The organism is Photobacterium sp. NCIMB 13483 (assembly GCF_003025475.1).
Lineage (GTDB): Bacteria > Pseudomonadota > Gammaproteobacteria > Enterobacterales > Vibrionaceae > Photobacterium > Photobacterium piscicola.
In genome coordinates, this window is sequence record NZ_PYLV01000024.1 from 44,796 (window position 1) to 71,032 (window position 26,237).

Below are 26,237 nucleotides of genomic sequence, written 5' to 3' on the forward strand. Positions count from 1 at the left end.
GTGTAGGGCTAAAAACCGATTACTACTTCTGCTGAGCGACGCATCACACAGTGCGTCGCTTTTTCTTTTTTAAGTGGTTAGTTTTTATTATGTCGCTTAGGCTAATTTTATTAACTCTCGTACCAGTTTATTAATCCCTGTTGCCGCTTCACTGATATTGGTTGCCAACATATAAGCCGGCGTAGTTAATAGACGTCGTTTCTGATCCAATACAAAATCATCAACAGGGCACTGAATATGCTCACCCCCCATGGCGTTAAATGCGGCTGCGGTGTCAGGATCATCACCGATCGTAGCCTTTGCGCCTGGGCCATAGATCTGTGGGATCAATGTTGGTGCAATACATAAATAGCCTGCAGGCTTATTGGCTTGAGCAAAAGCTTGGCAGGCCAGTTTAACGTCTTCATTGATCTGACATGCACTGCCATGAAGGGCAAAATCAGATAAATTGTTAGCAACACCAAATCCGCCAGGAACCAGTAGTGCATCGTAGTCATTAATGTTTAATTGAGTGACATTTGAAATATTGCCACGTGCAATTCGTGCTGATTCGATTAAAACATTACGAGTTTCATGACTCACCTGACCGTTAAGGTGATTAATGACTTGGTGTTGATCGATGTTAGGAGCAAAGCAGTGCCAGCTTGCTCCTTGTTGCTCAATCGCCAATAAAGCTAATACCGCTTCATGGATCTCGGTTCCATCAAATACACCAGAACCGCTTAAAATTACCGCAATTTTCTTCATAATGGCATCCTAACTAATCAAATAGACTTATATTGTTGTTATTATTGGCTTGGTTAAGATTATCTAGCTAAGGTTGTCCACAATCAATGATCAATATGGGATCGAGGATCTAATTTAAGCTTTCTTATTAAGTATATGAAAATAAATACAATCATGAGTAATTTTTATTTTCAGATAAAAAACGATCAACTGGAGTAAATTAAATACTAACAAAGTTATCCACAGAAAATGGACGAATAACACAAAACAGCAGTTAACAGTTGCGGTTGAGCATGGCATTCTAGTAAATATTGCATTTTTTCTGTGGTGTAGGGATAAAATTGGTCGATAATAGACCTAACCTGAACTACTTTCGCTCGGATATAAGAATAACCCTATGGCTACGATTCCTGAAAATCCATTGATCCTTATTGATGGATCCTCTTACCTTTATCGCGCTTACCATGCCGCACCCAATTTCACTAATTCAGACGGTGAGCCAACAGGTGCAATTTATGGTGTGGTTAATATGTTACGCAGCATGTTACGTCAGTTTTCAACTGATCGTATTGCGGTTATCTTTGATGCTAAAGGTAAGACATTCCGTGATGATATATACCCTGAATATAAAGCTAATCGCCCACCGATGCCGGATGATCTTCGCGGTCAGATTGAACCATTACATGCAGTGATCAAGGCGATGGGATTGCCGTTGATCGCGATCTCTGGCGTTGAAGCGGATGATGTGATCGGTACGTTGGCAACTCAGGCTTCTAAACAAGGAATGCCGGTATTGATCAGTACTGGTGATAAAGACATGGCGCAACTGGTTGATCAACATGTTACTTTGATCAATACCATGACGGATGTAGTGATGGATGCCGCTGGCGTTAAGGACAAATTTGGTATTGGCCCTGAGCTGATTATCGATTACTTAGCGTTAATGGGGGATAAGGTTGATAATATTCCTGGCGTTCCTGGTGTCGGTGAAAAAACGGCGACAGCATTATTGCAAGGTCTTGGTGGCTTAGATACTTTGTATGCCAATCTTGATGATATTGCGCCGCTAGGCTTTCGTGGCTCAAAAACCATGGCTAAAAAGCTGCTTGATAATAAAGAAGCGGCTTACATGTCGTATAAATTAGCGACTATTAAGCTGGATGTTGAATTAGAACTTGCCCCTGAACAATTATGCAAAGGCGTACCAGACACTGACGCACTGACTGAATTATTTGGTAAATTACAGTTCCGTCGCTGGCTAACTGAAATGTTGGATGGCAGTGATGGTCGTATTGTTGCTGATGAAAGTGCCGCAACCACCACAACTGAGCCAAAAGTTGTTGCACCAACCATTGATCGTAGTGGTTATGAAACCGTACTTGATGAAGTAAGTTTTAATAACTGGGTAGCCCAGTTAAAAAATGCCGACGTATTTGCGTTTGATACTGAAACCGATGGTCTTGATTACATGACAGCCAATTTAATTGGGGTTTCATTTGCGGTAGAAGAAGGTAAAGCGGCTTATGTCCCTGTGGCTCACGATTATTTAGATGCGCCAGCGCAACTTGATCGTGATTGGGTGTTAGCACAATTAAAACCATTATTAGAAGATAAGACTTTAGCTAAAGTCGGTCAGAATTTAAAATTTGATGCCAGCATTGTTGCGCGATATGGCATTGATATGCAGGGTATTAAATTTGATACCATGCTTGAATCTTATGTTTATAACAGCGTTGTCGGTCGCCATGATATGGACAGTCTTGCGCTGCGTTATCTTGAGCATAAAAATATCAGTTTTGAAGAGATTGCGGGTAAAGGTAAAAAGCAATTGACCTTTAACCAAATCGATCTTGAGCAGGCGGGTCCTTATGCTGCTGAAGATGCTGATATTACGTTACGCCTTCACCATGCGTTATATCCAAAAGTTGCCGCTGATGAAAAGCTGAATAAAGTGTTTGAAACGATTGAAATGCCGTTAGTCCCTGTTTTATCTCGTATGGAACGTACTGGTGTTTATATTGATAGTGCTTTGTTAGGCGCGCAATCTATCGAGTTGGCACAAAGGTTAGATGAAATTGAAAAACTGGCTTACGAATTAGCAGGTGAAGAATTTAATTTAAGTTCTCCTAAGCAATTACAAGCAATCTTGTTTGAGAAAATGGCTTTACCAGTTATTAAAAAAACTCCATCAGGCACACCATCGACCAATGAAGAAGTGCTACAAGAACTTGCTTTAGATTACCCATTACCAAAATTATTATTAGAATACCGTGGCTTAGCAAAACTAAAATCCACTTATACTGATAAATTGCCCAAAATGGTGAATGTAGCAACAGGTCGAGTTCACACGTCTTATCACCAATCTGGAACCGTAACGGGACGCTTGTCTTCAAGTGAGCCGAACCTGCAAAATATTCCGGTTCGTAATCAAGAAGGACGTCGTATTCGTCAAGCGTTTGTTGCCAAACCGGGCTATAAAATTCTTGCTGTCGACTACTCTCAAATTGAATTGCGTATTATGGCGCATCTTTCTGGTGATCCAGCATTATTGGATGCATTCCGTCATGGTAAAGATATTCACGCAGCAACGGCGGCGGAAATTTTAGGATTAGCGATTGATGATGTGAGTACCGAACAACGTCGACGTGCAAAAGCGATCAACTTCGGACTGATTTACGGCATGAGTGCATTTGGTTTAGCCAAGCAACTTGATATGGGTCGTAATGAAGCACAAGATTATATGAATGTGTATTTTGAACGCTACCCTGGCGTTTTAGAATACATGGAAAGTACCCGTAATAGTGCGGCTGAGTTAGGTTATGTTGAAACTCTATTTGGTCGTCGTTTGTATCTTCCTGATATTAAAGCGCGTAATGGCTTACGTCGTAAAGCTGCTGAACGCGCAGCGATTAACGCCCCAATGCAAGGTACTGCGGCTGATATTATTAAATTAGCCATGATTGCGGTTGATGAATGGGTACAACAGCAACCACAAGAGCAAGTTAGTTTGTTAATGCAAGTACACGATGAATTGGTGTTTGAAGTAGAAGCCTCAGTATTAGACAGCGTTACCGCTAAAGTACGCGAGTTAATGGAGCAAGCGGCAACCTTAGCCGTACCATTAATTGCCGATGCAGGTTGTGGCGATAACTGGGATCAAGCTCACTAATTAATCAGGTTGTATCTTGATTATAAAATTATAGCTGATCGTAAGATTGGCTATTTTTTTGTTAAAATTAACAACACTTATGTAAAAATTACTTACAATATTATGAAAAAAAACTACAACAAAGACTTCCAAAAACTGAGCAATTGATATACAGTTGATGACGTAGGGTACAGAGGTAAGATGTTCTATCTTTCAGACCTTTTGTTTCACGTTATTGGATTTGGCTGATTCAGCTGCCCCAGTCTATTTATTGGACTGGGGCGTTTTTTATGGTGCCAACATCAAATTTATCTGCGCTATAGCGATATTCTCGCATTAATTTCCTGTTTTATTATTTCTATCTCGATGTTTATCGCGGCTTATTTGTGTTTGTTTTTTACACTAAAGTGACAAGATTGCTGGTTTTTTATGATAAGCCTCACTTATTTTTGGTTGGTTGATCTATCTTTGAGGCTGATTTGTATTTGTTAGCGCATTTTTTAGAGCAAATACTTTAAATTTAAAATGGGCAGGCTATAATAGTCACAGCTTCTTGTTCATATTTGGTTTTGTGGGTTAGTGATGATCACTAGCCGACAAACAAAGACATGGAATAGCCATTCTCGACATTGAGAATGGCTTTTTTTTTGGTTTTTTTTTAAACAACCAATGATGTAATTTTATTCCACAAAAAGATTAAATTATTAACAATTAGCAAACTTGTTTTTTGTCTAAAATAATGTGTTGTCATCAATTGGATTAGCAGAATTTAATCGGGGGAGTGTTAGGAGTACGACGATAGATGTCTTTTAAGATGATGTACTGCAAGCGGTGATCATGAGTTTTATCGAGTGAAATGTTCACCATTAACCCCACCAAAAATGATGGGGCTAGATGTTATTTATTGCATTGTGTAATGGTTTTATTCTGCAGAGGGTAGATTAAAAACATCACTATCGTCAGCGGCCAGTACACGTTGACGTTCTAGTTCTGGTGCATACCATTCATCAAGTTTACGACGAACTTGATCAACGCCAATCCCTTTCAATGAAGAGAAAGCTTCAACCTGAACGTTACCGCCAAATTCTTTCGACATTTCACGGATTTTTAATACTTGTGCTTTACGCGCACCGCTTTTTAATTTGTCAGCTTTAGTTAGCAATACTAAGACTGGCAAACTGCTTTCAATCGCCCAATTAATCATTTGCTGATCAAGATCTTTCATTGGGTGACGAATATCCATCAGAACCACTAAACCTTGTAAACATTCACGGCGTTGTAGGTATTCACCTAATGCTTTTTGCCATTTCAGTTTGAGTTCAAGTGGTACTTGAGCAAAACCGTAGCCAGGTAAGTCAATCAAGTTACAGCCGCCAATGACTTCAAACATGTTGATTAATTGAGTACGGCCAGGGGTTTTGGAAGTACGAGCCAAACCTTTTTGATCGGTTAGGCGATTTAGTGCACTTGATTTACCCGCATTGGAGCGACCAGCAAATGCGATCTCAACGCCGGCATCTTGTGGCAAGTGACGAATATCCGGTGCACTTGTGATAAAACTGGTATTTCTATAGTTGAGAGGTTGATTCACTGTTAACTCCGTCAAGCGCTTATGTTGTAAAAAAAGCGCTTTTTTGTGAAATTGTCTAAGATATATTAAACCGTGTTTGGTTTATGGTCGTATTGTATACCATGTCACTGAGCATTACTTGTGGTACGGAAGCTCTATAATTATAAATGGAATGTCATGAAAAAATTAGTTTTAATATTTACCCTTGTGGCAAGTTATTCTGCTTGGGCACAAGGCGATGTCGATGCGGGTAAATTAAAAGCTACCACCTGTGTTGCATGCCATGGTAGTGACGGTAATGCAACAATAGGTCAATACCCGAAGTTAGCAGGTCAACATGCTGATTATTTAGCGAAGCAACTTGCTGATTATAAATTAGCAGTGACCAGCAGTGGCGCTCAAGGTCGTAGTAATGCGGTTATGGCGGGTATGGCTGCTGCACTCTCCGCTACCGATATGGCTGATCTTAGTGCTTATTTTTCCTCTCTACCTCTTTCTGGCAATACCACCCCTAAAAATGTCATTGCGATAGCTGAGCCTTTATACCGTTTTGGTGATCCTGAGCGGGGTATTGCCGCGTGTATCAGTTGTCATGGCCCACGCGGTAATGGCACCAGTTTATCGGGTTTTCCCAAAATTTCGGGCCAAAATGCACAATATACTCAATTACAGTTACAAGCATTTCGCTCCAGTGCACGTAATAACGACCTCAATGCCATGATGCGCTTGGTGGCTGTTAAGCTCAGTGATGATGAGATTTCAGCACTCTCCGCTTACGTTGGTGGTTTACATTAGAAGTAAAATGATCCTTATGATGACAAACGTTGCTTAATATTACTGTTTATTAATATTTTAGTAACGGTGGATTCGCCTGTAGGGTTGTAAGAGATCGACCATTGCAAAGGGAGGTTATAATGATTTGATTTGTAGTCGATTATTTTTTTGTTTTATAGAACAGAGACTTGTTTACTGACGACAATTGCAGATTAAAAAGTGTGATCTTGATACATTGTTTTAATGATGGCTTCAGGTAAATTACTCCCTGTCGACAAGGAGTGTGACACAGGAAGGAAGCGCTAGGATAGCTTAAGCAGTGACGCTTAAAGGAATCACAGGAAGTCTGGTCAGGAGACCAGGGTAGACGCGGGATGCGTAAGGATTGTCAAGGTAGACACTCAAGGAAAGAGCGTAGCTATTATAATATAGCTCAGGTACATCAGGATGATGTATCGCATAAGGATGGTGGTATAGTTATTGGAGCGTAACATTGCGATAGGGATCGCCAACTTAGGATGAGTTGTGAAGCCATGGATGGGTATAAATGGACGCGAAAAATCACTAGGATAGTGACGAACGATATTGGCATGGATAGCAATTATAATAAATGGATATTTGTTAAACCGGGACGTTGCTTGCTGGTTACGGAAAGACTAGACAGAATTATAAGCTCATAGCTTACCCCATAGAGCGATAGGTGCAGACCTGTCGCTTTTTTTTTCGTCCAAATTTCGTGGTAAGTGATGGTTATTATTATGATTTGGATGTGATATTTTACTTTTAGTTTCGATAAAATAGCCGAATAAATTGAACAATTTGTCAGCAGAACTACATCTTAACCGCAATTGGGTATAGAATAGCCCGCTCGATTTTGCACCGCTGCTGCTGTTCGTCAACATTCAGTCGTTGTGGAGAAGACAATGGATAGATGTCCACTTTGTAAGAGTAAAGATAATCGCTGGTTGGTGGCAGACACTAAACGTGATTATTTTCGTTGTTTACACTGTGCATTAATTTATGCCGATCCAACAACTCATTTAACGTCGTTCCAAGAAAAATCTGTTTATGATCAACATCGGAATAACCCTGATGATGCAAGTTATCGACAATTTTTAGGGCGATTAGCAACGCCACTTGTGACTCGATTACCATCACCACCGTTATTGGGGTTGGATTTTGGTAGCGGTCCAGGGCCGACCTTGTCAGTGATGTTGGCTGAAATGGGGTATACTATGACAATCTACGATCCCTATTTTGCGGCACAACCCGCGGCATTAGACGGTCAGTATGATTTTGTTACTTGCACAGAAGCAATCGAGCATTTTTATCAGCCTGCGAAGGAATGGGGGCTGTTGCTACGTTTAGTCAAACCCGGCGGTTGGCTTGGGATCATGACCAAACTAGTAACCGACACTGATGCCTTTGGGCATTGGTACTATAAGAACGACCCAACCCATGTTAGCTTTTTTAGTCATGATACGTTTTGCTTTTTAGCGCAACGAGATGGTCTTGAAGTTGAGTTTGTTGGAAATGATGTGATTTTGCTGAGGAAACCCCAGTAATGACCCGTAAGAAAAGAGCGCGCACCGTAGGTTCAGAAGGCCCTGCTGTATACCGTGAGAAATCAAATAGTAAAGTTGATGTTGAGACACGTGAACGCCAAAAAGCGAAAAAACGTAAAGGCTTAAAATCAGGAAGTCGTCATTCTGCTGTTGAAGATAATAAACAGCATGGTGGTCAGAAAAAAGATCCACGTTTAGGTAGTAAAAAATTAGTTCCGCTAATTGTTGAGCCTAAAAAGCCCCAAACAAAACAGCAACGTCGTTTATCTGCTGAGCAAGAACTTGCGATGCTAGAAAATGATGCACAATTGATGGTATTACTCGATCGAATTGATGCTGGTGAAAAATTAGGTTCTGGCCTACAAAAACAAGTTGATCTTAAGTTAGACCGTATTGAACGTCTAATGAAGCAACTTGGTTTATTAGATGATGTTGAAGAAGAAGCATCAGCGCCTGTTGCAAAAAGTGCTAAATCTAAACCTCGTTCAGATGATGATTTATTAGCGCAATTTGAAAATATGGATTTTGATAATTTCGATAAGGAGTAACCGTTGCAGGGAATCACACTTCTATTTGTTATTGGTGGCGTCATTGTTGCTGGATTAGCACTTTACGCTGGATTGTTATTAGCTAAGCTTTATAAACAGCAACAACGGCATAAATTGTTTTTGGCACGTGCTGCTGAGCAACAAGCTGAAGCAATCAAAGCTAGAAACGACAATATATTAGAAAGCGTCTTTATTATCGCAATGGCATGTAAACAAGAACAATGTGATATGTCTGAAGCCGCGATTCGGTTATATAAATTAATGGAAGTGTTGCAAGCAGATAAACAAGTTGATTTTGCCGCAACGTATCCGGCCTTAACCGACTTGTACCAAGTGGTTAAAGATATGCCGCGAGGCGATGCGCGCCAGCTAATAGAAAAACAAAGCCGAATGCGACTCGATCTTGAACGCATGAAAGCGGAGTCCCGTCTACAAGCTGAGATTAAACTTGAATTGGATGCCATCCTGTCAACTAAGGTTTAACTCGTCATCGTTATTATTAACACCGCCATTTATTGGCGGTGTTTGTTTTTGTTCAGAGTGTAAATTGAGCAGCAGGGAAGGGATGGGTTTTACTTTTCACCAAATGGTGACACACTCTAGTTATTCTACATTCACACATTGGAACAATGTCATGTCAAATGAGCAGATTATTTGGGATCAGGCCCTGATTGAAAAATATAATTATTCAGGCCCGCGTTATACTTCTTACCCGACCGCACTAGAATTTAATCAAGCATTTACTTCTACTGAATTTGAGATGGCATGTCAGCAATATCCTGATCGTAAACTATCGCTTTATATCCATATTCCCTTTTGTCATAAGCTTTGTTATTACTGTGGCTGTAATAAAATCATTACTCGCCATCAGCACAAAGCCGATCAATATTTAGATGTGCTTGAGCAAGAAATTAAGCAACGTGCGACTTTGCTTGGCGATCGTCATGTTAGCCAGTTACATTTTGGTGGTGGTACGCCCACATTTTTAACAGCAACTCAAATTACTCGGTTAATGACAGCACTACGCAGTGCATTTAATTTTGATGCTGATGCTGAAATCAGTATTGAAGTTGACCCTCGTGAAATTGAATTGAGTATTCTTGATCACCTTCGCAGTGAAGGCTTCAACCGTTTAAGTATCGGAGTGCAAGATTTTAACAAAGATGTACAGAAGTTAGTTAACCGTGAGCAGGATGAAGATTTTATTTTTGCGATGGTAGAGCGTGCACGTGAATTAGGTTATCGCTCAACTAACCTCGATTTAATTTATGGCTTACCATTACAAACTCAAGCATTATTTGCTGAGACATTGCAGCAAGTATTAACCATGAAGCCTGGGCGATTATCGGTGTTTAACTATGCCCATATGCCGACTTTGTTTGCAGCCCAACGTAAAATTCATGAAGATCAGTTACCGTCAGCGACAGAAAAATTAGCGATTTTACAAGATACGATTGCAACGTTAACGGGGGCCGGGTATCAGTTCATTGGCATGGATCACTTTGCACTACCAAATGATGAGTTAGCTGTTGCGCAGCGTGATGGTATTTTGCACCGTAACTTCCAAGGCTACACCACTCAAGGTGATTGTGACTTGTTGGGTATGGGGGTTTCTGCTATTTCAATGATTGGTGATTGTTATGCGCAGAACCAAAAAGAGTTGAAGTTGTATTATAGTCAAATGGCAGAGCAGCAAACGGCATTGTGGAAAGGGGTAACCTTAGACGCGGATGACTTGTTACGTCGTGAAGTCATCAAAGCACTCATTTGTAATTTCCAGTTAGATAAACGAGCGATTGAAACTGAATTCAATATTGATTTTGATAGCTACTTTAGCGAAGACTTACAATTATTGCAGACATTCATTAATGATGAATTAGTGACTGTGGGTGACAATATTATTTATGTTGAGTTAAAAGGCCGTTTATTGATTCGTAACATTTGTATGTGTTTTGATAAATATTTACGTGTTCGCGCTCGTCAACAGCAATTCTCACGTGTGATTTAAGCCTTACTCATGTGCTATAAAAAACGCCTCGGTTTCACGTGAAACCGAGGCGTTTTGTTATGTGTATCATTGGTCGTTAGCGCAGTATTATTATCACTTGTTATGATTAGCCACGTTTACTGGCAATATCACGTAGCGCCTGCTTTTCTGTCGCAGATAAGAATGCTAGTTCTAGTCCATTGATTTGCGCTTGACGAATTTGAGCGCCGCTTAAGCCAACTTTTGGCGCAGCAACTTCATATTCATATGGTAATTCAATGCCTTCAACCGCAGGATCATCGGTATTTAAGCAAGCTAAAATGCCGTGCTCAAGGAAAGCTTTAACAGGGTGTTGAGTAATGTCTGCTACAGTACTGGTTTGAATATTAGAAGTAATGCAAGATTCAATACCAATGCGATGTTCAGCAAGGTAATCCATTAATTTAGGATCGTTAACCGCTTTGACACCGTGACCAATACGGACAGCGCCAAGCTCATTGATTGCTTGCCACATACTTTCAGGCCCAGCTGCTTCACCCGCATGCACCGTGATTTGTAATCCTGCATCACGTACTTGTTTAAAGTGCGAGATAAACTGAGTGCCGGGTTGGCCAAGTTCATCACCTGCAAGGTCAATCGCAACTAATTGGTCTTTGTGGCTAAGCAGAGCATCAAGTTCTTGTTGGCAAGCTTGAGTACCAAAAGTACGGCTCATGATACCAATCAGGTTCGCTTTAATACCAAAGTCACGGCAACCTGCGGCAACACCATCCGCAACAGCTGCTACAACACCAGCAATCGGCAGGTTGTGTTTCATCGCCATATAGTACGGTGAGAAACGTAATTCAGCGTAATCAATTTGAGCATTAAGTGCGTCTTCAACGTTCTCGTAAGCAACACGACGACATGCCTCTAAATCACCTAATACCGCTACACCCCAATCTAATTTACTTAAGAAGGCAACTAAACTTGGTTCCGCTTCAACAATTTGCACGTGTGGGCGCAAGGCTTCAATTTCTGTTGCTGGCAGGGCAATATTAAATTGCTGACCAAGTTCTAAGATAGTTTGGGGACGAATATTGCCATCAAGGTGGCGGTGAATATCCGTTAGTGGAAGATCTTTGTTTATCATGATTATTATACTTTCCAAAGATAATGGTGACCTAAGTATACGCAATCACTAAATGACATTCACCACTGTTGCAGATAAATGTGCATTGGTGCAAATTGATACCACCGTCAGATCGTACTGTTATCATAAATTTTAATCATGAATGTGTAATTCTTTCAGTTTGCGGGTGAGGGTATTTCGGCCCCAACCGAGTAATTTTGCCGCTTCTTGTTTATGACCATGAGTGTGCTGTAAAGCTGTTTCCAGCAGAATTTTTTCAAACTGTGGCAGTGCTTCTGCTAATAAGTCAGTTTCGCCTTGCTGCAAAGCATGTTGCGCCCATCGTTCTAAGCCTTGATGCCAGTGTTGAGGTTCTGTATCGGCACTGGTGGTAACTGTTGTCTCGGTGATTTCTAGCGGTAAATCTGATGGCAATATTTCATTACCACTGGCCATGACAGTGAGCCAACGACAGATATTTTCTAATTGACGCACATTACCCGGCCACGGTAGTTGGGTTAGCTTTTCTGCGGTTTGTGGGTGCAGTGATTTTACTTCGACGCTGAGTTCATCAGCGGCACGTTGTAAAAAGTGGTGTGCCAGTTGAGGAATATCTTGGCGACGATCTTTGAGTGATGGCAAATGAACTCGAATCACATTTAGACGGTGAAAGAGGTCTTCACGAAAATCACCAGCGGCAACCAGTTGTTCTAGATGTTGGTGTGTGGCCGCAATAATACGTACATTGACCTTAACTGGTGCATGTCCACCAACGCGATAAAATTGCCCATCAGCTAATACACGGAGTAATCGTGTTTGAATGTCCAATGGCATATCACCAATTTCATCGAGAAACAAAGTGCCGTCATTGGCTTGTTCAAACCGACCTTGGCGAACACTATTGGCGCCGGTAAAAGCCCCTTTTTCGTGACCAAACAGTTCTGATTCGATTAAGTCTTTAGGTATCGCAGCCATATTGAGCGCAATAAATGCGTTATTACTGCGTGGGCTGTGACGATGCAATGCATGGGCAACTAATTCTTTACCTGTGCCAGATTCGCCATTAATGAGCACTGAAATGGATGAGCGAGATAAGCGTCCTATCGCACGAAACACCTCTTGCATCGCTGGTGCTTCACCAATGATTTCGGGAACCTGTTTTGGTTCTATCGTTGGTTGTTGCTGACGTTTTTGCTCTTGGCTATGGCTGAGGGCGCGCTCAACTAAGGTGACGGCTTCATCAATATCAAATGGTTTGGGCAGGTACTCAAACGCACCGCGTTGATAAGCATTAACTGCGGCATCAAGATCAGAATGTGCCGTCATAATAATCACTGGGAGAGTGACGTAATCTTGCTGAAGTTGTTTTAGTAATGTAAATCCATCAGTGCCAGGCATTTTAATATCAGACACTAATACGTCGGGTACACTGCGCTCTAATGCGGCCAATACGCTATCAGCATCAGCAAACGTTTCGCATTTCATACCGGCATTGATGAGGGTGCGTTCTAATACCCAACGAATGGAGCTGTCATCATCAACAACCCAGATTAATCCTTTGCTCATAATAAAATTCCTATGGTTGTCAGTGTTATGACTTAATCGGTAAATGAATAGTGAAATTTGTATGCCCCGGCCAGCTAAAGACTTCAATTTTTCCTTGATGCTGATCGATCAAATTTCGAGCGATGGATAGACCTAACCCCGTTCCACCTTCGCGGCCAGTCACCATGGGATAAAATAAGGTGTCTTGAATATCGGCGGGAATACCTGGGCCATTGTCGATGATTTCAATGGTGGCGGTAACACGGTGGCGTACCCCTTGAATTAAACTTTGATGCGCAGTGCGGGTTTTTAATTTAATGGTACCGCCCCTTTGACCTTTCAACGCTAATGCTGCGTTACTAACAATATTTAATAATGCTTGTTCCAGTTGTTCAGCATCCATATTGATGTCGGGTAAACTTGGGTCGTAATCACGTTCAATATTGATCGTGTCATCAGTTTCGAGATTGACGAGTTGACGCACTTTTTCTAGCACTAAATGAATATTGTCGGTTTTGCGAATTCCCGGTCGTTGCGGGCCTAACAAGCGATCGACTAAATTGCGTAACCGATCCGCTTGCTCAATGATCATTTGGGTATATTCGTGATAGCTTTTATCGGGTAAGGTTTTTTCAAGTAATTGTGCAGCCCCACGTAAACCCCCGAGCGGATTTTTTATTTCATGGGCCAAGCCTCGCACTAATTCTTTAGCCGCTTGTTGTTGCGCATGTTGATTTAACTCTTGGCTAATACGACGTTGTTGATCAATCGGTTTTAATTCTAAGAGAATCAGCAGCTGTTTTTGCCATGAGATGGGACTGGCATTTGCTCCCAATAAGTGCCGTTGACCATCTATCACAAACGTAACATCGCTATCTGCGAGTCCTTGACCGCTGTGAAGGGTTGCTTTGACTTGCTCAAGATCGAGTGAGCTGTATTGCAATAATTTAGCTAATGGTGAATCGATTAAGCGCCGCTTACTGGACGATAATAATTGTTCAGCTGCAGGATTGACGTAACGAATCACTAACGCTTCATCAAGTAGCACAATGGCGGTGACTAAATTGTCGAGAATTATGGGTGTAAAGCTGGTATTCACAATCATTATCCTTATCGATAGCTAAGCAAAAGATCGTTGGTGCAGATGCACACCCGTCGCCGTTAGCTGATGCACCAAAATGGTGCATGTCAGTGTACTCGGTTTAACAGCGAACAGGCAGGATTTATTGTAAATAGGCGTTAACGAGGTTGAATTGGACTATTTTTAGGACGTGCCTGTGATACGCGATGTAAATAAACCGTAATACTTTCAGATGAAGCAAGGATCTTGCCATTTTTAAGTAATTGGATTTGAATTTGATGACTGCCTCGATCGATATTGGTCAATAGCCAAGTTAAGTCGGTTTGAGACCCGGCATACGCTTTACCATCTATCACTAGCTGTGCTTGCAAGTGTTTATTAAGCTTACGGTTACTGACTGCTCGCACTTTAATATCACCGTCATTACTGCGAATGGTTTGCTGATGTACTGGGGCTAGCAGGCTAATGGTAGCGGCAGGAAGTGGAGGTTCAATATCGGTAGCAATTGATATTAGTTCGACATTGTCTGCTTGAGTCATGTTGATTGACGTTGATTGCATGCTGGGTTGTACTTCAGTGACGGAAAGTTCAACTGTACTGGCTTGGGGAGTTCCGGGAGTATCACTAAAATGGACTACACCATTATCATCAGTCCAAGAATAAATTGTTGTTGCTACGGCGGTACTCGCAGCTGTTGTAAATAACAGCATAGATACCAGATTAATGAGTTTCATCCGTTAACTCTCCAGCAAGACCTTGATGGTCAATAAGTCCTTTATTGTTGCCGCTTTTGTTATGGGAGCAAGATCAAAAAGGCCTGCGTGTGAGGCAGGCCTAAATCTTCACTGTTCAGTTTAAATGTATTACTTAAACAGAGTAGTAAAGTTCAAATTCTAATGGGTGTACTGCCATATTGATTTTCTCTACATCTTGCTCTTTTAGGGCGATGTAAGAATCAATAAAGTCGTTAGAGAATACGCCACCAGAGGTTAAGAATTCACGGTCTTCGTCAAGCGCTTGTAGTGCACCTTGTAGTGACTCAGCTACTTTTGGAATCTCTGCCGCTTCTTCTGCTGGTAAGTCGTAAAGGTCTTTATCCATTGCTTCGCCTGGGTGGATCTTGTTAGCGATACCATCAAGGCCAGCCATTAGCATTGCTGCAAAGGCTAGGTATGGGTTCGCTGCTGGATCACCAAAGCGTACTTCGATACGACGTGCTTTTGGACTTGGTACGACTGGAATACGGATTGATGCAGAACGGTTACGTGCAGAGTAAGCCAACATAACAGGTGCTTCGTAGCCAGGGACTAGACGCTTGTATGAGTTCGTAGCAGGGTTAGCAAAGGCGTTGATTGCACGTGCGTGCTTAATGATACCGCCGATGTAGAACAATGCCATTTCAGATAGGCCGCCGTACTTATCACCTGCAAATAGGTTAACACCATCTTTAGCCAGTGACATGTGAACGTGCATACCTGAGCCATTATCACCAACCAGTGGTTTAGGCATAAAGGTTGCTGTTTTACCAAACGCGTGTGCCACGTTATGAACAACATACTTATAAATCTGAATTTCATCAGCTTTATTGGTTAAGGTATTGAAACGGGTTGCGATCTCGTTTTGACCTGCGGTCGCGACTTCATGGTGGTGAGCTTCAACAACCAATCCCATTTCTTCCATGATCAAACACATTGCAGAGCGAATGTCTTGTGATGAATCAACAGGAGCTACTGGGAAATAACCGCCTTTAACGCCTGGACGGTGACCTTTGTTACCGCCTTCAATTTTAGTGCCGCTGTTCCATGCTGCTTCAATGTCGTCAATCTTAAAGAATGAGCCTGACATATCAGTATTAAATCGAACGTCATCAAAGAGGAAGAATTCTGGTTCAGGTCCGACTAAAACATTGTCAGCAAAACCTGCTGAACGCATGAATTCTTCTGCACGTTTAGCGATTGAGCGAGGGTCACGATCGTAGCCTTGCATTGTTGCTGGCTCAAGAATATCACAACGAATATTTAGGGTTGCGTCTTCAGTAAATGGGTCAAGTACCGCACTTGCTGCATCAGGCATCATTACCATGTCTGATTCATTAATGCCTTTCCAGCCAGCTACAGAAGAGCCATCAAACATTTTACCTTCTTCAAAAAAATCAGCATCGATTTGATGAGATGGAATAGAAATGTGCTGTTCTTTACCTTTGGTATCGGTAAAACGTAGGTCAATAAACTTAACTTCATTTTCCTGGATCAGTGCTAATACGTTTTCAACTGACATCTTGAGTAACCTCCGGTGTTATTTAGGGCGATGGCCGCAAACTTTGTGCTCATACTGTGATGAGCAAATCTAAAAGTATTAAAGCGAAAACCATGCCAACTTTTAAAAGCCCCTAATAATGCGTGTTTAAGGCAATTAGGTGACTTTTTCCTCTCCTGGTTTGCACTATTATGGTGAGCGTTTGCACCGGTTTGGTGCAACAATGGTGCATATTGAAAGTGATACAATATTGACCAATATACTTCGCCATTTAATAGTTCCACTACTATGGTGATGAGGGCAAATATTGTCAATCAACCCAGAGATAATTAGGTATTTTTATTGCTAAATAATCGTCATTAAGCTGTAACTAAAAAGTGATCAAGATCGCATTTTTGATTGGTTTTAGACTAATTTATCGTATCAATATGAGGGTTAAGAAAAATAAAAATAGCCAAAAAAGTGAGTAAAAATGCGGCTCTAGAGGAAGTTGCGAAAAAAGCTGGTGATATAAATCACATATTTCGTGGGTTTTGGAGTAAAATCTGTTAAATTATGAGCCGTTTTTTTAATCAAGTAGCCTCTATTAAGACGCTGCATGTTCTGAGTGAATGTGAAACTAATGTCTAATCAACTGATCGATAACTTAAGAAATATCGCAATTATTGCTCACGTTGACCACGGTAAAACTACCCTGGTTGATAAACTTCTACAGCAATCTGGCACGTTAGAGGGTCGCGGCGAAGCCGAAGAACGTGTGATGGATTCTAACGATATCGAAAAAGAGCGTGGCATTACCATTCTTGCTAAGAACACAGCAATTAATTGGAATGACTACCGCATCAATATCGTAGACACCCCTGGACACGCAGACTTCGGTGGTGAAGTTGAGCGTATCATGTCTATGGTTGACTCTGTATTACTGATCGTTGACGCGGTTGATGGCCCAATGCCTCAAACACGTTTCGTAACGCAAAAAGCGTTTGCATACGGTCTTAAGCCAATCGTTGTAATCAACAAGATTGACCGTCCTGGTGCACGTCCTGAGTGGGTTATGGATCAAATCTTTGACCTATTTGACAACCTAGGCGCAACTGACGAGCAACTAGACTTCACAACAGTTTACGCTTCTGCGCTAAACGGTTGGGCAACTATGGAAGAAGGCGTAACTGGCGAAGATATGGAACCATTGTTCCAAGCTATCGTTGATAACGTTGCAGCTCCTTGTGTTGACGTTGACGGTCCACTACAGATGCAAATCTCTCAACTAGATTACAGCTCTTACGTTGGTGTTATCGGTGTTGCTCGTATTGCTCGTGGTACTGTTGCTGCAAACCAACAAGTAACTATCATTGGTGCTGACGGTGCTAAGCGTAACGGTAAAGTAGGTACAGTTCTTGGTTACCTAGGTCTTGAGCGTCATGAAGTTACTGAAGCGAAAGCGGGTGACATCATTGCAATCACTGGTCTTGGCGAGCTTAAGATTTCTGACACTATCTGTGACGTAAACACTGTTGAAGCATTACCAGCATTGTCTGTTGATGAACCAACTGTAACCATGACTTTCCAAGTAAACACTTCTCCGTTTGCTGGTAAAGAAGGTAAGTTTGTTACTTCACGTAACATCCTTGAGCGTCTACAAAAAGAATTAGTACACAACGTAGCATTGCGCGTTGAAGAGACTGATAGCCCAGACCGTTTCCGTGTTTCAGGCCGTGGTGAACTTCACCTATCTATCCTGATTGAAAACATGCGTCGTGAAGGTTACGAGCTAGCAGTATCTCGCCCAGAAGTTATCATCAAAGAAGAAGATGGTAAGCTAATGGAACCGTTTGAAGTTGTAACTATCGATGTGGTTGAAGAGCATCAAGGTAGTGTAATGGAGAAAATCGGTATCCGTAAGGGTGAACTAAAAGATATGGCACCAGATGGTAAAGGCCGTGTTCGCATGGACTTCATGATGCCTTCTCGTGGTCTTATCGGTTTCCAAACAGAATTCCTAACAATGACTTCTGGTTCTGGTCTTATCTACCATACGTTTGATCACTACGGTCCTCACAAGGGCGGTACTATCGGTCAACGTGCTAACGGCGTATTGATCTCTAACGGTACTGGTAAAGCGGTAACTTACTCGCTATTCAACCTACAAGAGCGTGGCCGTCTGTTCTCTGAGCACGGTGACGAAGTATATGAAGGTCAGATCATCGGTATTCATAACCGTGCAAACGATCTAACTATCAACTGTCTACGTGGTAAGCAGCTAACAAACGTTCGTGCATCTGGTACAGATGAAGCACAAACGCTTTCTCCTGCTATCAAGTACACTCTTGAGCAAGCTCTAGAATTCATCGATGATGACGAGCTAGTAGAAGTAACACCAGAAAGCATTCGTATCCGTAAGAAACTTCTTACTGAAAACGATCGTAAGCGCGCAGGTCGTGGTAAGTAATTACCGCTAATCTGAACGATTACTAATACAATCCCTCGCTTGGCGACAAGCGGGGGATTGTTGTATCTGGAGTATGAAAATATTCTTGGGACAAAAAATATTTAAACAAAAAAAGAGCTAACATGATTAGCTCTTTTTTATGGTTATAGTATCGCAATTGTGCTGATTACTTTTTCAAGTGACCAATAAAACGATTTGATTCTGCAATGGCACTGTTCATATCACGAATAGCACCAGAGATTTCGGTTTGTAATGCATTAAACTGCCCTTGAAGTGAGCCTATTGCTGCCGCATTGAGGTTATGCTTAAGATATAGGGTGTTATCACGTAAAGTGTCTAAAACAGGCTCCATTTTCTTCTCAGCGCGTTTCATCGCAGATAGCATTTTATTGTAAGATACTTTTGTCGTTTGTAATTTACGTTGGCTATCACGTTTAAGGTTGGCACTTTTATACAATGACAGTTCTTGCTGCCATTCTTCAAACATAGCGTTGGCGACATCTTCAATGGCGGCAATACGATCATTAACATTTTTAACCGCGGCTTCACTGCTTTGATATTGGCTATCAATATCTTGATAAGCCGATTCAAGATCGCCACCATCAAATTGATTGAGTGCTTTTAGGCCATCAAGGGCGCTGGTAAATTGTTTTTGAGCGTTCTGTTGCGCTTGATTGGCATCTTCAACCCGATCAACCATGATATCGCGTTTATAAACCCCGACTTTTTCCATGGCTGAGTAGTAAGCTGTTTGACAGCCTGAAAGTAGGCTAACACTTAGAAAAAGTGCAATAAAATAGGGCATGTTTTGCTCCTTGGTGAAAGATGAAAAATAACAAAAATCACATTACCACTGAGTGCTAACGCAACGATTCCAATAGATAAACTACAGTTACAGCGTGTCACGATAACATGGCTGTATTTGATAACGTATAGGTAGAATTCTCTATTATGGCTGACAAAAAACAACCTGTGAAATTTGCATTGTGGCAGCGATTGCCGCGAATAATGGAATATTTCAGCTATTTAATCCAGCGTGTAAATCATGACCGTTTAACTGTAATTGCAGGATCAATGGCTTATGTGAGCTTACTGTCATTAGTACCGTTATTAACCGTGATAATTTCGGCATTGTCGGTGGTGCCCGCTTTTGCTGGTGTTGGTAATCAAATACAGCAGTTTGTTATTACACATTTTGTACCAGCCGCCAGTGCGGTTGTGACCACTTATCTTAATGAATTTATTGTTAATGCCGGCAAAATGACCGTGGTTGGTATCGGGGCCTTATTTGTGGTTGCAATGATGTTGATTTCTTCAATTGATAAGTCGTTAAATTATATTTGGCGGGTGAAGAAAAAACGGCGTTGGATTATATCATTGGCGGTTTATTGGATGATCCTCACTTTAGGCCCGATTCTTTTGGGCTCAAGTATTGCATTGAGTTCCTATGTTGGCTCGTTGGTCTTGTTTGAACATCAAGCATTGCATGGTGTGGTGCAGCAGTCATTGCAATGGCTACCGTCAATGATGTCTGGTTTGGCTTTTTTATTGCTCTATGCGCTAGTGCCTAATTGTAAGGTGCTATTTAAACATGCGTTGCTAGGGGCGTTATGTAGTAGTGTCTTGTTTGAGTTGAGTAAAAAAGGGTTTGTGATTTATTTAGCACATTTTCATTCCTACCAAATGATTTATGGCGCATTGTCGGTGATCCCTATTTTGTTTGTATGGGTGTATTTGTGTTGGTGTATCGTATTATTGGGAGCAGAGATCACCGCAAGTTTAGGTGAACGTGGTTTTTGGGATGTTACTCAATCTCAATCACAATTACCGCCAACGACTGCAGTGACCAGCCGTGACCATGATTATAATGAAGATTAAGGAACAACAATGATTGCGTTAATTCAACGGGTAAGTGAAGCCTCAGTGACTGTTGATGGCACAGTAACGGGTGCTATTGGCTCTGGTTTGTTGGTGCTATTAGGGGTTGAAAAAGGTGATGATGAAACCAAAGCCCAAAAACTGCGGGACAAAGTGTTGGGTTATCGTATCTTCAGTGATGCTGACGATAAAATGAATCTTAATGTTCAGCAGGCGCAAGGTAGCGTGCTGGTGGTATCACAATTTACGTTGGCGGCAGAGACTAAAAAAGGTATGCGTCCTGGATTTTCGACAGGAGCTGCGCCGATTGAAGCTGAACGCTTGTACCAATATTTTGTCGAACAATGTAAGGCACAGCCAATTGTAACTGAAACGGGCGTGTTTGGCGCCGATATGAAGGTGGCATTAGTTAATGATGGACCGGTAACGTTTTGGTTGCAGGTTTAAACCTAGGGTTGTGAATTTACGCTTTTAATGGCTGTAGACAATTGAGAAGAGAGGGAATGCATGTTTCGATTAGTCACTCCGCAAACCGAACAACAGTTTGCACGTTATTATCATTTTCGTTGGCAAATGCTACGTCAACCATGGCAAATGCCGTTGGGATCAGAGCGTGATGCTTATGATGATGTCAGTGCACATCGAATGTTAGTTGATAATGATGACAACGTGGTGGCAATTGGACGTTTGTATATTACGCCAGATAATGAAGGGCAAGTGCGTTATATGGCAGTTGATACGGCGGTACAACACCACGGGCTAGGTGGAATGGTGTTAATGGCACTGGAATCGCTAGCACGTTATGACGGCGCTAAACGGTTAGTGTGTAATGCCCGTGAAGCGGCTATTCCCTTTTATATTAAAAATGGTTTTGAGAGTCGTGGTGAGTTAAATGATGAGAGTGGTCCAATGCGGCATCAGCAAATGGTGAAACCACTGTCACCGTTGACAGATGTTGCTCGTCAGCCTCAATGGTGTCAGGAACTACAATCATTATGGCAAAGCCAGATACCGATTAGTGACAAAATGGGGATTAAAATTAACCAATACACCGGTTATCGATTTGAAGTTAGCGCGTTGTTCAATGCCAATATTAATCCCAATGAATTTATGTTTGCTGGCAGTATTTTTACCATGGCAACCTTAGCGGGCTGGGGCTTTATTTGGTTGTTGCTTAAAGAACGAGGCTTACAAGGTAATATTATTTTAGTTGATAGCCACATTCGTTACTCTGCCCCAGTCACTGAGCGTCCAATCGCGGTCACCACCCTTGAGCATTTACGTGGTGATTTTGATCGTATCACTCAACAGCGCAAAGGACGGATCACGGTTGATGTTAATGTTCAATGTGGCAAAACGGTTTCATCCACTTTTACAGGAACGTATTTAGTGTTACCTGTACACAATGAATCAACCGTTGAACTTGATACGCCTTGATGCCATGAACGGATCAGTTGCTGACAGCCCGTGGTTAATGTCAGTTGAAGTCGCTGCTGTTGGGAATTGACAAGATTCCATTGCCCCGCCATGTTTAATCCAAAATTATCACCAGTAATGGTTAATGGCGATAATTGGATGGTGCCATCTTGTGCCGTTATTGTCAGTGGCGGCGTTGTGAGTTGTAGCGGTGATGCGACAGTAGGCGTTGTTGCTGATTGACTCTCGACGGTAATATTCGATTGCTGCCATTGGGTTAATAATTGTTGAGGGGTGATGTTATCTAATGCCAATTGACGCAAGGCAATATTAGCACTACCTGTTAAATGCGTATTAAAATCACGCCAACTACTGGCGTGACCGTTGAGTTTTATTTGGGTGTCGATTGCCCCTGTTAGTGGAAGCGGTAATGCTAACCAACGGTATAATATTTGGGCGGGTATGGTGTCGCCCATCATGGTTAATTGCCATGGTCTGTGCGGTGTTTCAAGTGACATTCGCGCGCGCGCTTTTAACATGCCGTGTTTAAATGGTAATACCAATTTATCTAATTGCCATTGGCCTGCATTGCTGTGCATGGTCGCGATGGCTTGGTTCATCACAATTTGATTGATACTGCCAAAGCCTAAGTTAGCCTCAATAGAACCTTGCCATAATCCCCACTGATTATTTTGTTTCAGTACCGTGTCTTGTGCATCAATATCAATGCCCGCTAATTGAAACGGAATATGAGAGGTTGATGAGGTGATTTGACTATTATTAATGTTGATTTTTTTTGCTATCACATCGGTGTATTGCTGCTGCCATTGTTGCCATTTCTGGTGCCAATTCTTCCCTACAAACCATTTAATACCACTGGCTTTTAGATCCTTAATAAATAGTTGCTGTGGATCGATCCAGCCATCAACACGAACAAAACCTTGCATAATATGAGCTGACATACCGTGGCTGATTATTTGCTGAGGCATAAATTGTAATTCAGCTAATGGTTGCTCAAAATTAAGTTGTTGCCATTGGGCATGGCCGGCACTAAACGATAAGCGACTGTCTTTTTGCTGCCAGTAAGTGAGTGGCCACTGCCAATTTTTCAACGATAAATTAATATCATCGGCTCCCCACTGTGGTAACTCAATACTACTGTTGACTATATCGATACGGTTAAATGTAATGGTTTTTAAGCCTGTGATGGGGTGGCTAAGTTGCTGTCGCCAAGTATCAAATAATTGTTGGTCTTGTAGGTGAAAGCGACTGATAGTGAGTTGGTCTACCGTTAAATTGTGACTGTGATTATCTAGCTGAGCTTGGGCGGTGACCGTCGCTTGGTGCCACAGACCTGAAATACCATTAAATTGCCATTGTTGATCGTGTTTGTCAGCATTGAGTAGCAGTTGTTGTAATTGTAATTGGTGCAACTGGATGCTGGTGGCGCTCATTTTAAAGCTGCCGTTAAAGCTCTGCCACCACGGTGTATTTGGTTGAGGTGTTTGCCAATTATCCATTTCAATTACCCCGTGTTTAATCTTAAATTCAGGGGTGTTTATATTGGTGTTATTGAGTATTAAGCGCTTAACCGTTACGGGTGACGATTGACTGAATAGTGGCATGTTAACTGCGGTAATATTATTAATCTGAACACCGTCAAAGACTGGTTTATGGTCAGTAAGGCTGGATTTGGATAACCATAATGTAATGCTATCAGCGTTAAGCAATACCTGTTGGTGCTGGGTGATTTCTGCTCGTTCTAATGTGATTTGATAAGGCGTTCGAATATCGTAATCAATCTTTTTAGCGAACACTTGGTAAGGTGATAGGTGTGTGAGGGCAAAATTTAATAATGGTTGATTATAACGTGTATGTAATAACCCAATCAAAGTGGTCAAACTCACAACGACAATTAATATAAAAATAAGCACTACTTTGCTCAACAGTCGCATAATTTTTCCTTGTAAGCGGAAGGCATCAAATCAATATAAAGGCTTGTTGAGGGTGGGCGAAAAACCATTTTTTAGCAAGTGCTTTGACGGAGGCATTAATGTGAAATATGGTGATAAAAAAACAGCCCCTAATAAAAGAGGCTGTTAACGGATAATCCAATGAGGAGTGAAATTAACCGAGTTGTGGGCCTGCTGTGACTAATTGTTGGCCTTCTTGAGTATCAGTGTACTTATCAAAGTTAGTAATAAAGCGATTAGCTAAATCTTCAGCTTTGCTTTGCCACTGCAGTGGATCAGTGTAAGTATCACGTGGATCAAGAATCGTTGGATCAACACCTGGTAATGATGTTGGCACCGTTAGATTAAAGATTGGAATTTGCTTAGTATTTGCTTCATCAATTGAGCCATCAAGGATTGCATCAATGATTGCACGTGTATCTTGAATTGAAATACGTTTACCTGTGCCGTTCCAACCTGTGTTTACTAAGTAAGCTTCAGCGCCTGCAGCTTCCATACGCTTAACTAATACTTCTGCATATTGAGTTGGGTGTAGGGTTAGGAATGCATTACCAAAACATGCAGAGAACGTTGGTGTTGGTTCAGTAATACCACGCTCAGTACCCGCTAACTTAGCGGTAAAACCTGAAAGGAAGTGGTATTTTGTTTGCTCTGGTGTCAATTTAGATACTGGCGGTAATACACCAAAAGCATCAGCTGATAAGAAGATCACTTTATTGGCATGACCGCCTTTTGATACTGGCTTAACGATATTTTCGATATGGTAAATTGGGTACGAAACACGAGTGTTTTCAGTTTTTGAGTTATCGTCAAAATCAATTGAACCATTACCACGAACAGTAACGTTCTCTAACAAGGCATCACGACGAATGGCATTGTAGATATCAGGTTCTGCTTCTTTTGATAGGTTGATAGTTTTTGCGTAGCAACCACCTTCAAAGTTAAATACGCCGTGATCATCCCAGCCATGTTCATCATCACCAATTAATGCGCGTTTAGGATCGGTTGATAGGGTTGTTTTACCTGTGCCTGAAAGACCAAAGAATACTGCCACATCGCCTTCTTGGCTCATGTTGGCTGAACAGTGCATCGATGCAATACCTTGCAGTGGTAAAAAGTAGTTCATCATCGCGAACATACCTTTCTTCATCTCACCGCCGTACCATGTACCACCAATTAACTGCATTTTTTCGCTAAGGTTGAAAACGGTGAAGTTTTCAGAGTTCATGCCGTGTTCTTTCCACTTAGGGTTGGTGCATTTTGAGCCATTCATGATCACAAAATCAGGTTCAAAATTTTCAAGTTCAGCGTCTGTTGGACGAATGAACATGTTTTTCACAAAGTGTGCCTGCCATGCGACTTCCGTGATCACGCGAATACAAAGGCGAGTATCAGGGTTAGCACCACAATAACCATCAACAACAAAAAGGCGCTTGTTCGATAGTTGGTTGGTGACTAATTCTTTAAGATCTAGCCACGCGGTTTGAGTAAGGGCTTTGTTGTCATTCTTACCTTGATCTGACCACCACAATGTATCTTTGGTAGTGTTATCACGCACAATAAATTTATCTTGTGGTGAACGACCTGTAAAAATGCCTGTATCAACAGATACAGCACCCAGCTCAGTAACTATACCGCGCTCGTAACCTTCAAGTTCTGGTTTGGTTTCTTCATTGAAAAGAACTTCGTATGATGGGTTACGAATAACATCTGTAACATTGGTAATACCGTATTGGGATAAATCCATGTTGTTTGCAACCTTATTATCGACACAAGTAGTGATCATTGGTGCTCCTAGGGTAAGATGTTGTTTAACTGTCAATCATGCTAACAACCCTAAACCGCTAAATCAGGGACGGTCATCAAAAAACCGACCATCATTTTGTTAATTTTAGGTAAAAATGTCGAGATCGCGAGGGGTTTTATTTTGCTAAAATGTTAAATTTTATTTGTTGTGATAGTGGTCAATTTTTACGCTGCGTGATTGCAAAAAAAGCACAAATAAAGTTGAAATGTAAACTCGTATACGGTGTGGCGATGACAGGATTAAAAATAACAATAAAAAAAAGCCGGCATTATTAGCCGTAATGCTGATCAGTTAAGCCCAAAATGATCAGTTGAACGATCCTGTAGATGTGTAAAAATCCAAGTGTATTTAATGCACTTGGATTTTTTTATGTTTTTAAGACAAGCACTTGAACAGATACATG

Annotated in this window: 20 protein-coding genes; 10 read left to right on the plus strand and 10 right to left on the minus strand. The window is 41.5% G+C overall.

Going from position 1 to position 26,237, the window contains the following annotated elements; genetic code table 11:
• Positions 1 to 96 precede the first annotated feature (96 nt).
• The gene (gene elbB, locus C9I86_RS16200) at positions 97 to 747 is read right to left on the minus strand and encodes an isoprenoid biosynthesis glyoxalase ElbB (RefSeq protein ID WP_080158849.1); all 651 of its coding nucleotides are present in this window, start codon (positions 745 to 747) and stop codon (positions 97 to 99) included.
• Between the two features lie 376 nt (positions 748 to 1,123).
• Here elbB and polA point away from each other — a divergent pair, with 376 nt between their 5' ends.
• Positions 1,124 to 3,895: a DNA polymerase I gene (gene polA / locus C9I86_RS16205; RefSeq protein ID WP_107276928.1), complete on the plus strand. Its 2,772-nt coding sequence runs from the start codon at positions 1,124 to 1,126 to the stop codon at positions 3,893 to 3,895.
• Positions 3,896 to 4,796: 901 nt separating this feature from the next.
• Here polA and yihA read toward each other — a convergent pair.
• Positions 4,797 to 5,465, minus strand: coding sequence for a ribosome biogenesis GTP-binding protein YihA/YsxC (yihA, locus tag C9I86_RS16210; protein ID WP_080158851.1), 669 nt, complete (start codon positions 5,463 to 5,465; stop codon positions 4,797 to 4,799).
• Positions 5,466 to 5,621: 156 nt separating this feature from the next.
• Here yihA and C9I86_RS16215 point away from each other — a divergent pair, with 156 nt between their 5' ends.
• From C9I86_RS16215 to hemN, 5 genes are all read left to right on the plus strand, one after another.
• Entirely contained in the window at positions 5,622 to 6,239 is a 618-nt protein-coding gene (locus C9I86_RS16215; protein WP_107276929.1) for a cytochrome c, read from the plus strand.
• A 902-nt stretch (positions 6,240 to 7,141) separates the two neighbouring features.
• Positions 7,142 to 7,783 carry a class I SAM-dependent methyltransferase gene (locus tag C9I86_RS16220; protein ID WP_080158853.1) on the plus strand — a complete coding sequence of 214 codons (642 nt, stop codon included), beginning with the start codon at positions 7,142 to 7,144 and terminating at the stop codon, positions 7,781 to 7,783.
• The gene (yihI, locus tag C9I86_RS16225) at positions 7,783 to 8,331 is read left to right on the plus strand and encodes a Der GTPase-activating protein YihI (RefSeq protein ID WP_107276930.1); all 549 of its coding nucleotides are present in this window, start codon (positions 7,783 to 7,785) and stop codon (positions 8,329 to 8,331) included. Before C9I86_RS16220 ends, yihI begins: the two co-directional genes overlap by 1 nt.
• 3 nt (positions 8,332 to 8,334) lie before the next feature.
• Positions 8,335 to 8,814, plus strand: coding sequence for a DUF2489 domain-containing protein (locus C9I86_RS16230; RefSeq protein WP_080158855.1), 480 nt, complete (start codon positions 8,335 to 8,337; stop codon positions 8,812 to 8,814).
• 151 nt (positions 8,815 to 8,965) lie between these two features.
• On the plus strand, positions 8,966 to 10,339 hold the full coding sequence (hemN, locus tag C9I86_RS16235; RefSeq protein ID WP_080158856.1) for an oxygen-independent coproporphyrinogen III oxidase: 1,374 nt from the start codon (positions 8,966 to 8,968) through the stop codon (positions 10,337 to 10,339).
• Positions 10,340 to 10,445: 106 nt separating this feature from the next.
• On the opposite strand, the gene add is transcribed toward hemN, so the two are convergent.
• The 5 genes from add to glnA form a co-directional block, all read right to left on the minus strand.
• Positions 10,446 to 11,450: an adenosine deaminase gene (gene add, locus C9I86_RS16240; RefSeq protein ID WP_080158857.1), complete on the minus strand. Its 1,005-nt coding sequence runs from the start codon at positions 11,448 to 11,450 to the stop codon at positions 10,446 to 10,448.
• Between the two features lie 132 nt (positions 11,451 to 11,582).
• On the minus strand, positions 11,583 to 12,995 hold the full coding sequence (glnG, locus tag C9I86_RS16245) for a nitrogen regulation protein NR(I) (protein ID WP_107276931.1): 1,413 nt from the start codon (positions 12,993 to 12,995) through the stop codon (positions 11,583 to 11,585).
• Positions 12,996 to 13,020: 25 nt separating this feature from the next.
• Positions 13,021 to 14,079: a nitrogen regulation protein NR(II) gene (gene glnL / locus C9I86_RS16250; RefSeq protein WP_107276932.1), complete on the minus strand. Its 1,059-nt coding sequence runs from the start codon at positions 14,077 to 14,079 to the stop codon at positions 13,021 to 13,023.
• Between the two features lie 134 nt (positions 14,080 to 14,213).
• Entirely contained in the window at positions 14,214 to 14,789 is a 576-nt protein-coding gene (locus C9I86_RS16255) for a DUF4124 domain-containing protein (RefSeq protein ID WP_107276933.1), read from the minus strand.
• Positions 14,790 to 14,922: 133 nt separating this feature from the next.
• The gene (gene glnA / locus C9I86_RS16260) at positions 14,923 to 16,332 is read right to left on the minus strand and encodes a glutamate--ammonia ligase (protein WP_080158860.1); all 1,410 of its coding nucleotides are present in this window, start codon (positions 16,330 to 16,332) and stop codon (positions 14,923 to 14,925) included.
• A 601-nt stretch (positions 16,333 to 16,933) separates the two neighbouring features.
• Between glnA and typA the strand changes: the two genes are divergently transcribed.
• Positions 16,934 to 18,760 (plus strand): translational GTPase TypA, encoded by a 1,827-nt coding sequence (gene typA / locus C9I86_RS16265; protein ID WP_080158861.1) that lies wholly within the window; start codon positions 16,934 to 16,936, stop codon positions 18,758 to 18,760.
• A 166-nt stretch (positions 18,761 to 18,926) separates the two neighbouring features.
• Here typA and C9I86_RS16270 read toward each other — a convergent pair whose 3' ends face one another.
• Positions 18,927 to 19,565, minus strand: a complete 639-nt coding sequence (locus C9I86_RS16270) for a DUF2959 domain-containing protein (RefSeq protein ID WP_080158862.1) — start codon at positions 19,563 to 19,565, stop codon at positions 18,927 to 18,929.
• Between the two features lie 146 nt (positions 19,566 to 19,711).
• On the opposite strand from C9I86_RS16270, the gene C9I86_RS16275 reads away from it, so the two are divergent.
• The 3 genes from C9I86_RS16275 to C9I86_RS16285 are packed head-to-tail and all read left to right on the plus strand — an operon-like array spanning position 19,712 to position 22,075.
• The gene (locus C9I86_RS16275; protein ID WP_107276934.1) at positions 19,712 to 20,638 is read left to right on the plus strand and encodes a virulence factor BrkB family protein; all 927 of its coding nucleotides are present in this window, start codon (positions 19,712 to 19,714) and stop codon (positions 20,636 to 20,638) included.
• Positions 20,639 to 20,647: 9 nt separating this feature from the next.
• Positions 20,648 to 21,085 (plus strand): D-aminoacyl-tRNA deacylase, encoded by a 438-nt coding sequence (gene dtd / locus C9I86_RS16280; protein WP_080158864.1) that lies wholly within the window; start codon positions 20,648 to 20,650, stop codon positions 21,083 to 21,085.
• Between the two features lie 60 nt (positions 21,086 to 21,145).
• Positions 21,146 to 22,075 carry a bifunctional GNAT family N-acetyltransferase/hotdog fold thioesterase gene (locus tag C9I86_RS16285; protein ID WP_107276935.1) on the plus strand — a complete coding sequence of 310 codons (930 nt, stop codon included), beginning with the start codon at positions 21,146 to 21,148 and terminating at the stop codon, positions 22,073 to 22,075.
• On the opposite strand, the gene C9I86_RS16290 is transcribed toward C9I86_RS16285, so the two are convergent.
• A complete protein-coding gene (locus C9I86_RS16290; protein ID WP_107276936.1) occupies positions 21,982 to 24,009 on the minus strand; it encodes an AsmA family protein in 2,028 nt (675 codons plus the stop codon). The genes C9I86_RS16285 and C9I86_RS16290 overlap by 94 nt on opposite strands.
• Before the next feature lie 172 nt (positions 24,010 to 24,181).
• The gene (gene pckA / locus C9I86_RS16295) at positions 24,182 to 25,813 is read right to left on the minus strand and encodes a phosphoenolpyruvate carboxykinase (ATP) (RefSeq protein WP_080158867.1); all 1,632 of its coding nucleotides are present in this window, start codon (positions 25,811 to 25,813) and stop codon (positions 24,182 to 24,184) included.
• Between the last annotated feature and the right edge of the window lie 424 nt (positions 25,814 to 26,237).

Excerpts from the sequence above, each read along its gene's own strand:
- C9I86_RS16215 (WP_107276929.1), top strand. The coding sequence starts at position 5,622 with ATGAAAAAATTAGTTTTAATATTTACCCTTGTGGCAAGTTATTCTGCT.
- glnL (WP_107276932.1), bottom strand. The coding sequence starts at position 14,079 with ATGATTGTGAATACCAGCTTTACACCCATAATTCTCGACAATTTAGTC.
- C9I86_RS16275 (WP_107276934.1), top strand. The coding sequence starts at position 19,712 with ATGGCTGACAAAAAACAACCTGTGAAATTTGCATTGTGGCAGCGATTG.
- C9I86_RS16285 (WP_107276935.1), top strand. The coding sequence starts at position 21,146 with ATGTTTCGATTAGTCACTCCGCAAACCGAACAACAGTTTGCACGTTAT.
- C9I86_RS16270 (WP_080158862.1), bottom strand. The coding sequence starts at position 19,565 with ATGCCCTATTTTATTGCACTTTTTCTAAGTGTTAGCCTACTTTCAGGC.
- hemN (WP_080158856.1), top strand. The coding sequence starts at position 8,966 with ATGTCAAATGAGCAGATTATTTGGGATCAGGCCCTGATTGAAAAATAT.
- glnA (WP_080158860.1), bottom strand. The coding sequence starts at position 16,332 with ATGTCAGTTGAAAACGTATTAGCACTGATCCAGGAAAATGAAGTTAAG.
- C9I86_RS16290 (WP_107276936.1), bottom strand. The coding sequence starts at position 24,009 with ATGCGACTGTTGAGCAAAGTAGTGCTTATTTTTATATTAATTGTCGTT.
- polA (WP_107276928.1), top strand. The coding sequence starts at position 1,124 with ATGGCTACGATTCCTGAAAATCCATTGATCCTTATTGATGGATCCTCT.
- pckA (WP_080158867.1), bottom strand. The coding sequence starts at position 25,813 with ATGATCACTACTTGTGTCGATAATAAGGTTGCAAACAACATGGATTTA.
- typA (WP_080158861.1), top strand. The coding sequence starts at position 16,934 with ATGTCTAATCAACTGATCGATAACTTAAGAAATATCGCAATTATTGCT.
- glnG (WP_107276931.1), bottom strand. The coding sequence starts at position 12,995 with ATGAGCAAAGGATTAATCTGGGTTGTTGATGATGACAGCTCCATTCGT.
- C9I86_RS16220 (WP_080158853.1), top strand. The coding sequence starts at position 7,142 with ATGGATAGATGTCCACTTTGTAAGAGTAAAGATAATCGCTGGTTGGTG.
- yihI (WP_107276930.1), top strand. The coding sequence starts at position 7,783 with ATGACCCGTAAGAAAAGAGCGCGCACCGTAGGTTCAGAAGGCCCTGCT.
- C9I86_RS16255 (WP_107276933.1), bottom strand. The coding sequence starts at position 14,789 with ATGAAACTCATTAATCTGGTATCTATGCTGTTATTTACAACAGCTGCG.
- dtd (WP_080158864.1), top strand. The coding sequence starts at position 20,648 with ATGATTGCGTTAATTCAACGGGTAAGTGAAGCCTCAGTGACTGTTGAT.
- add (WP_080158857.1), bottom strand. The coding sequence starts at position 11,450 with ATGATAAACAAAGATCTTCCACTAACGGATATTCACCGCCACCTTGAT.
- elbB (WP_080158849.1), bottom strand. The coding sequence starts at position 747 with ATGAAGAAAATTGCGGTAATTTTAAGCGGTTCTGGTGTATTTGATGGA.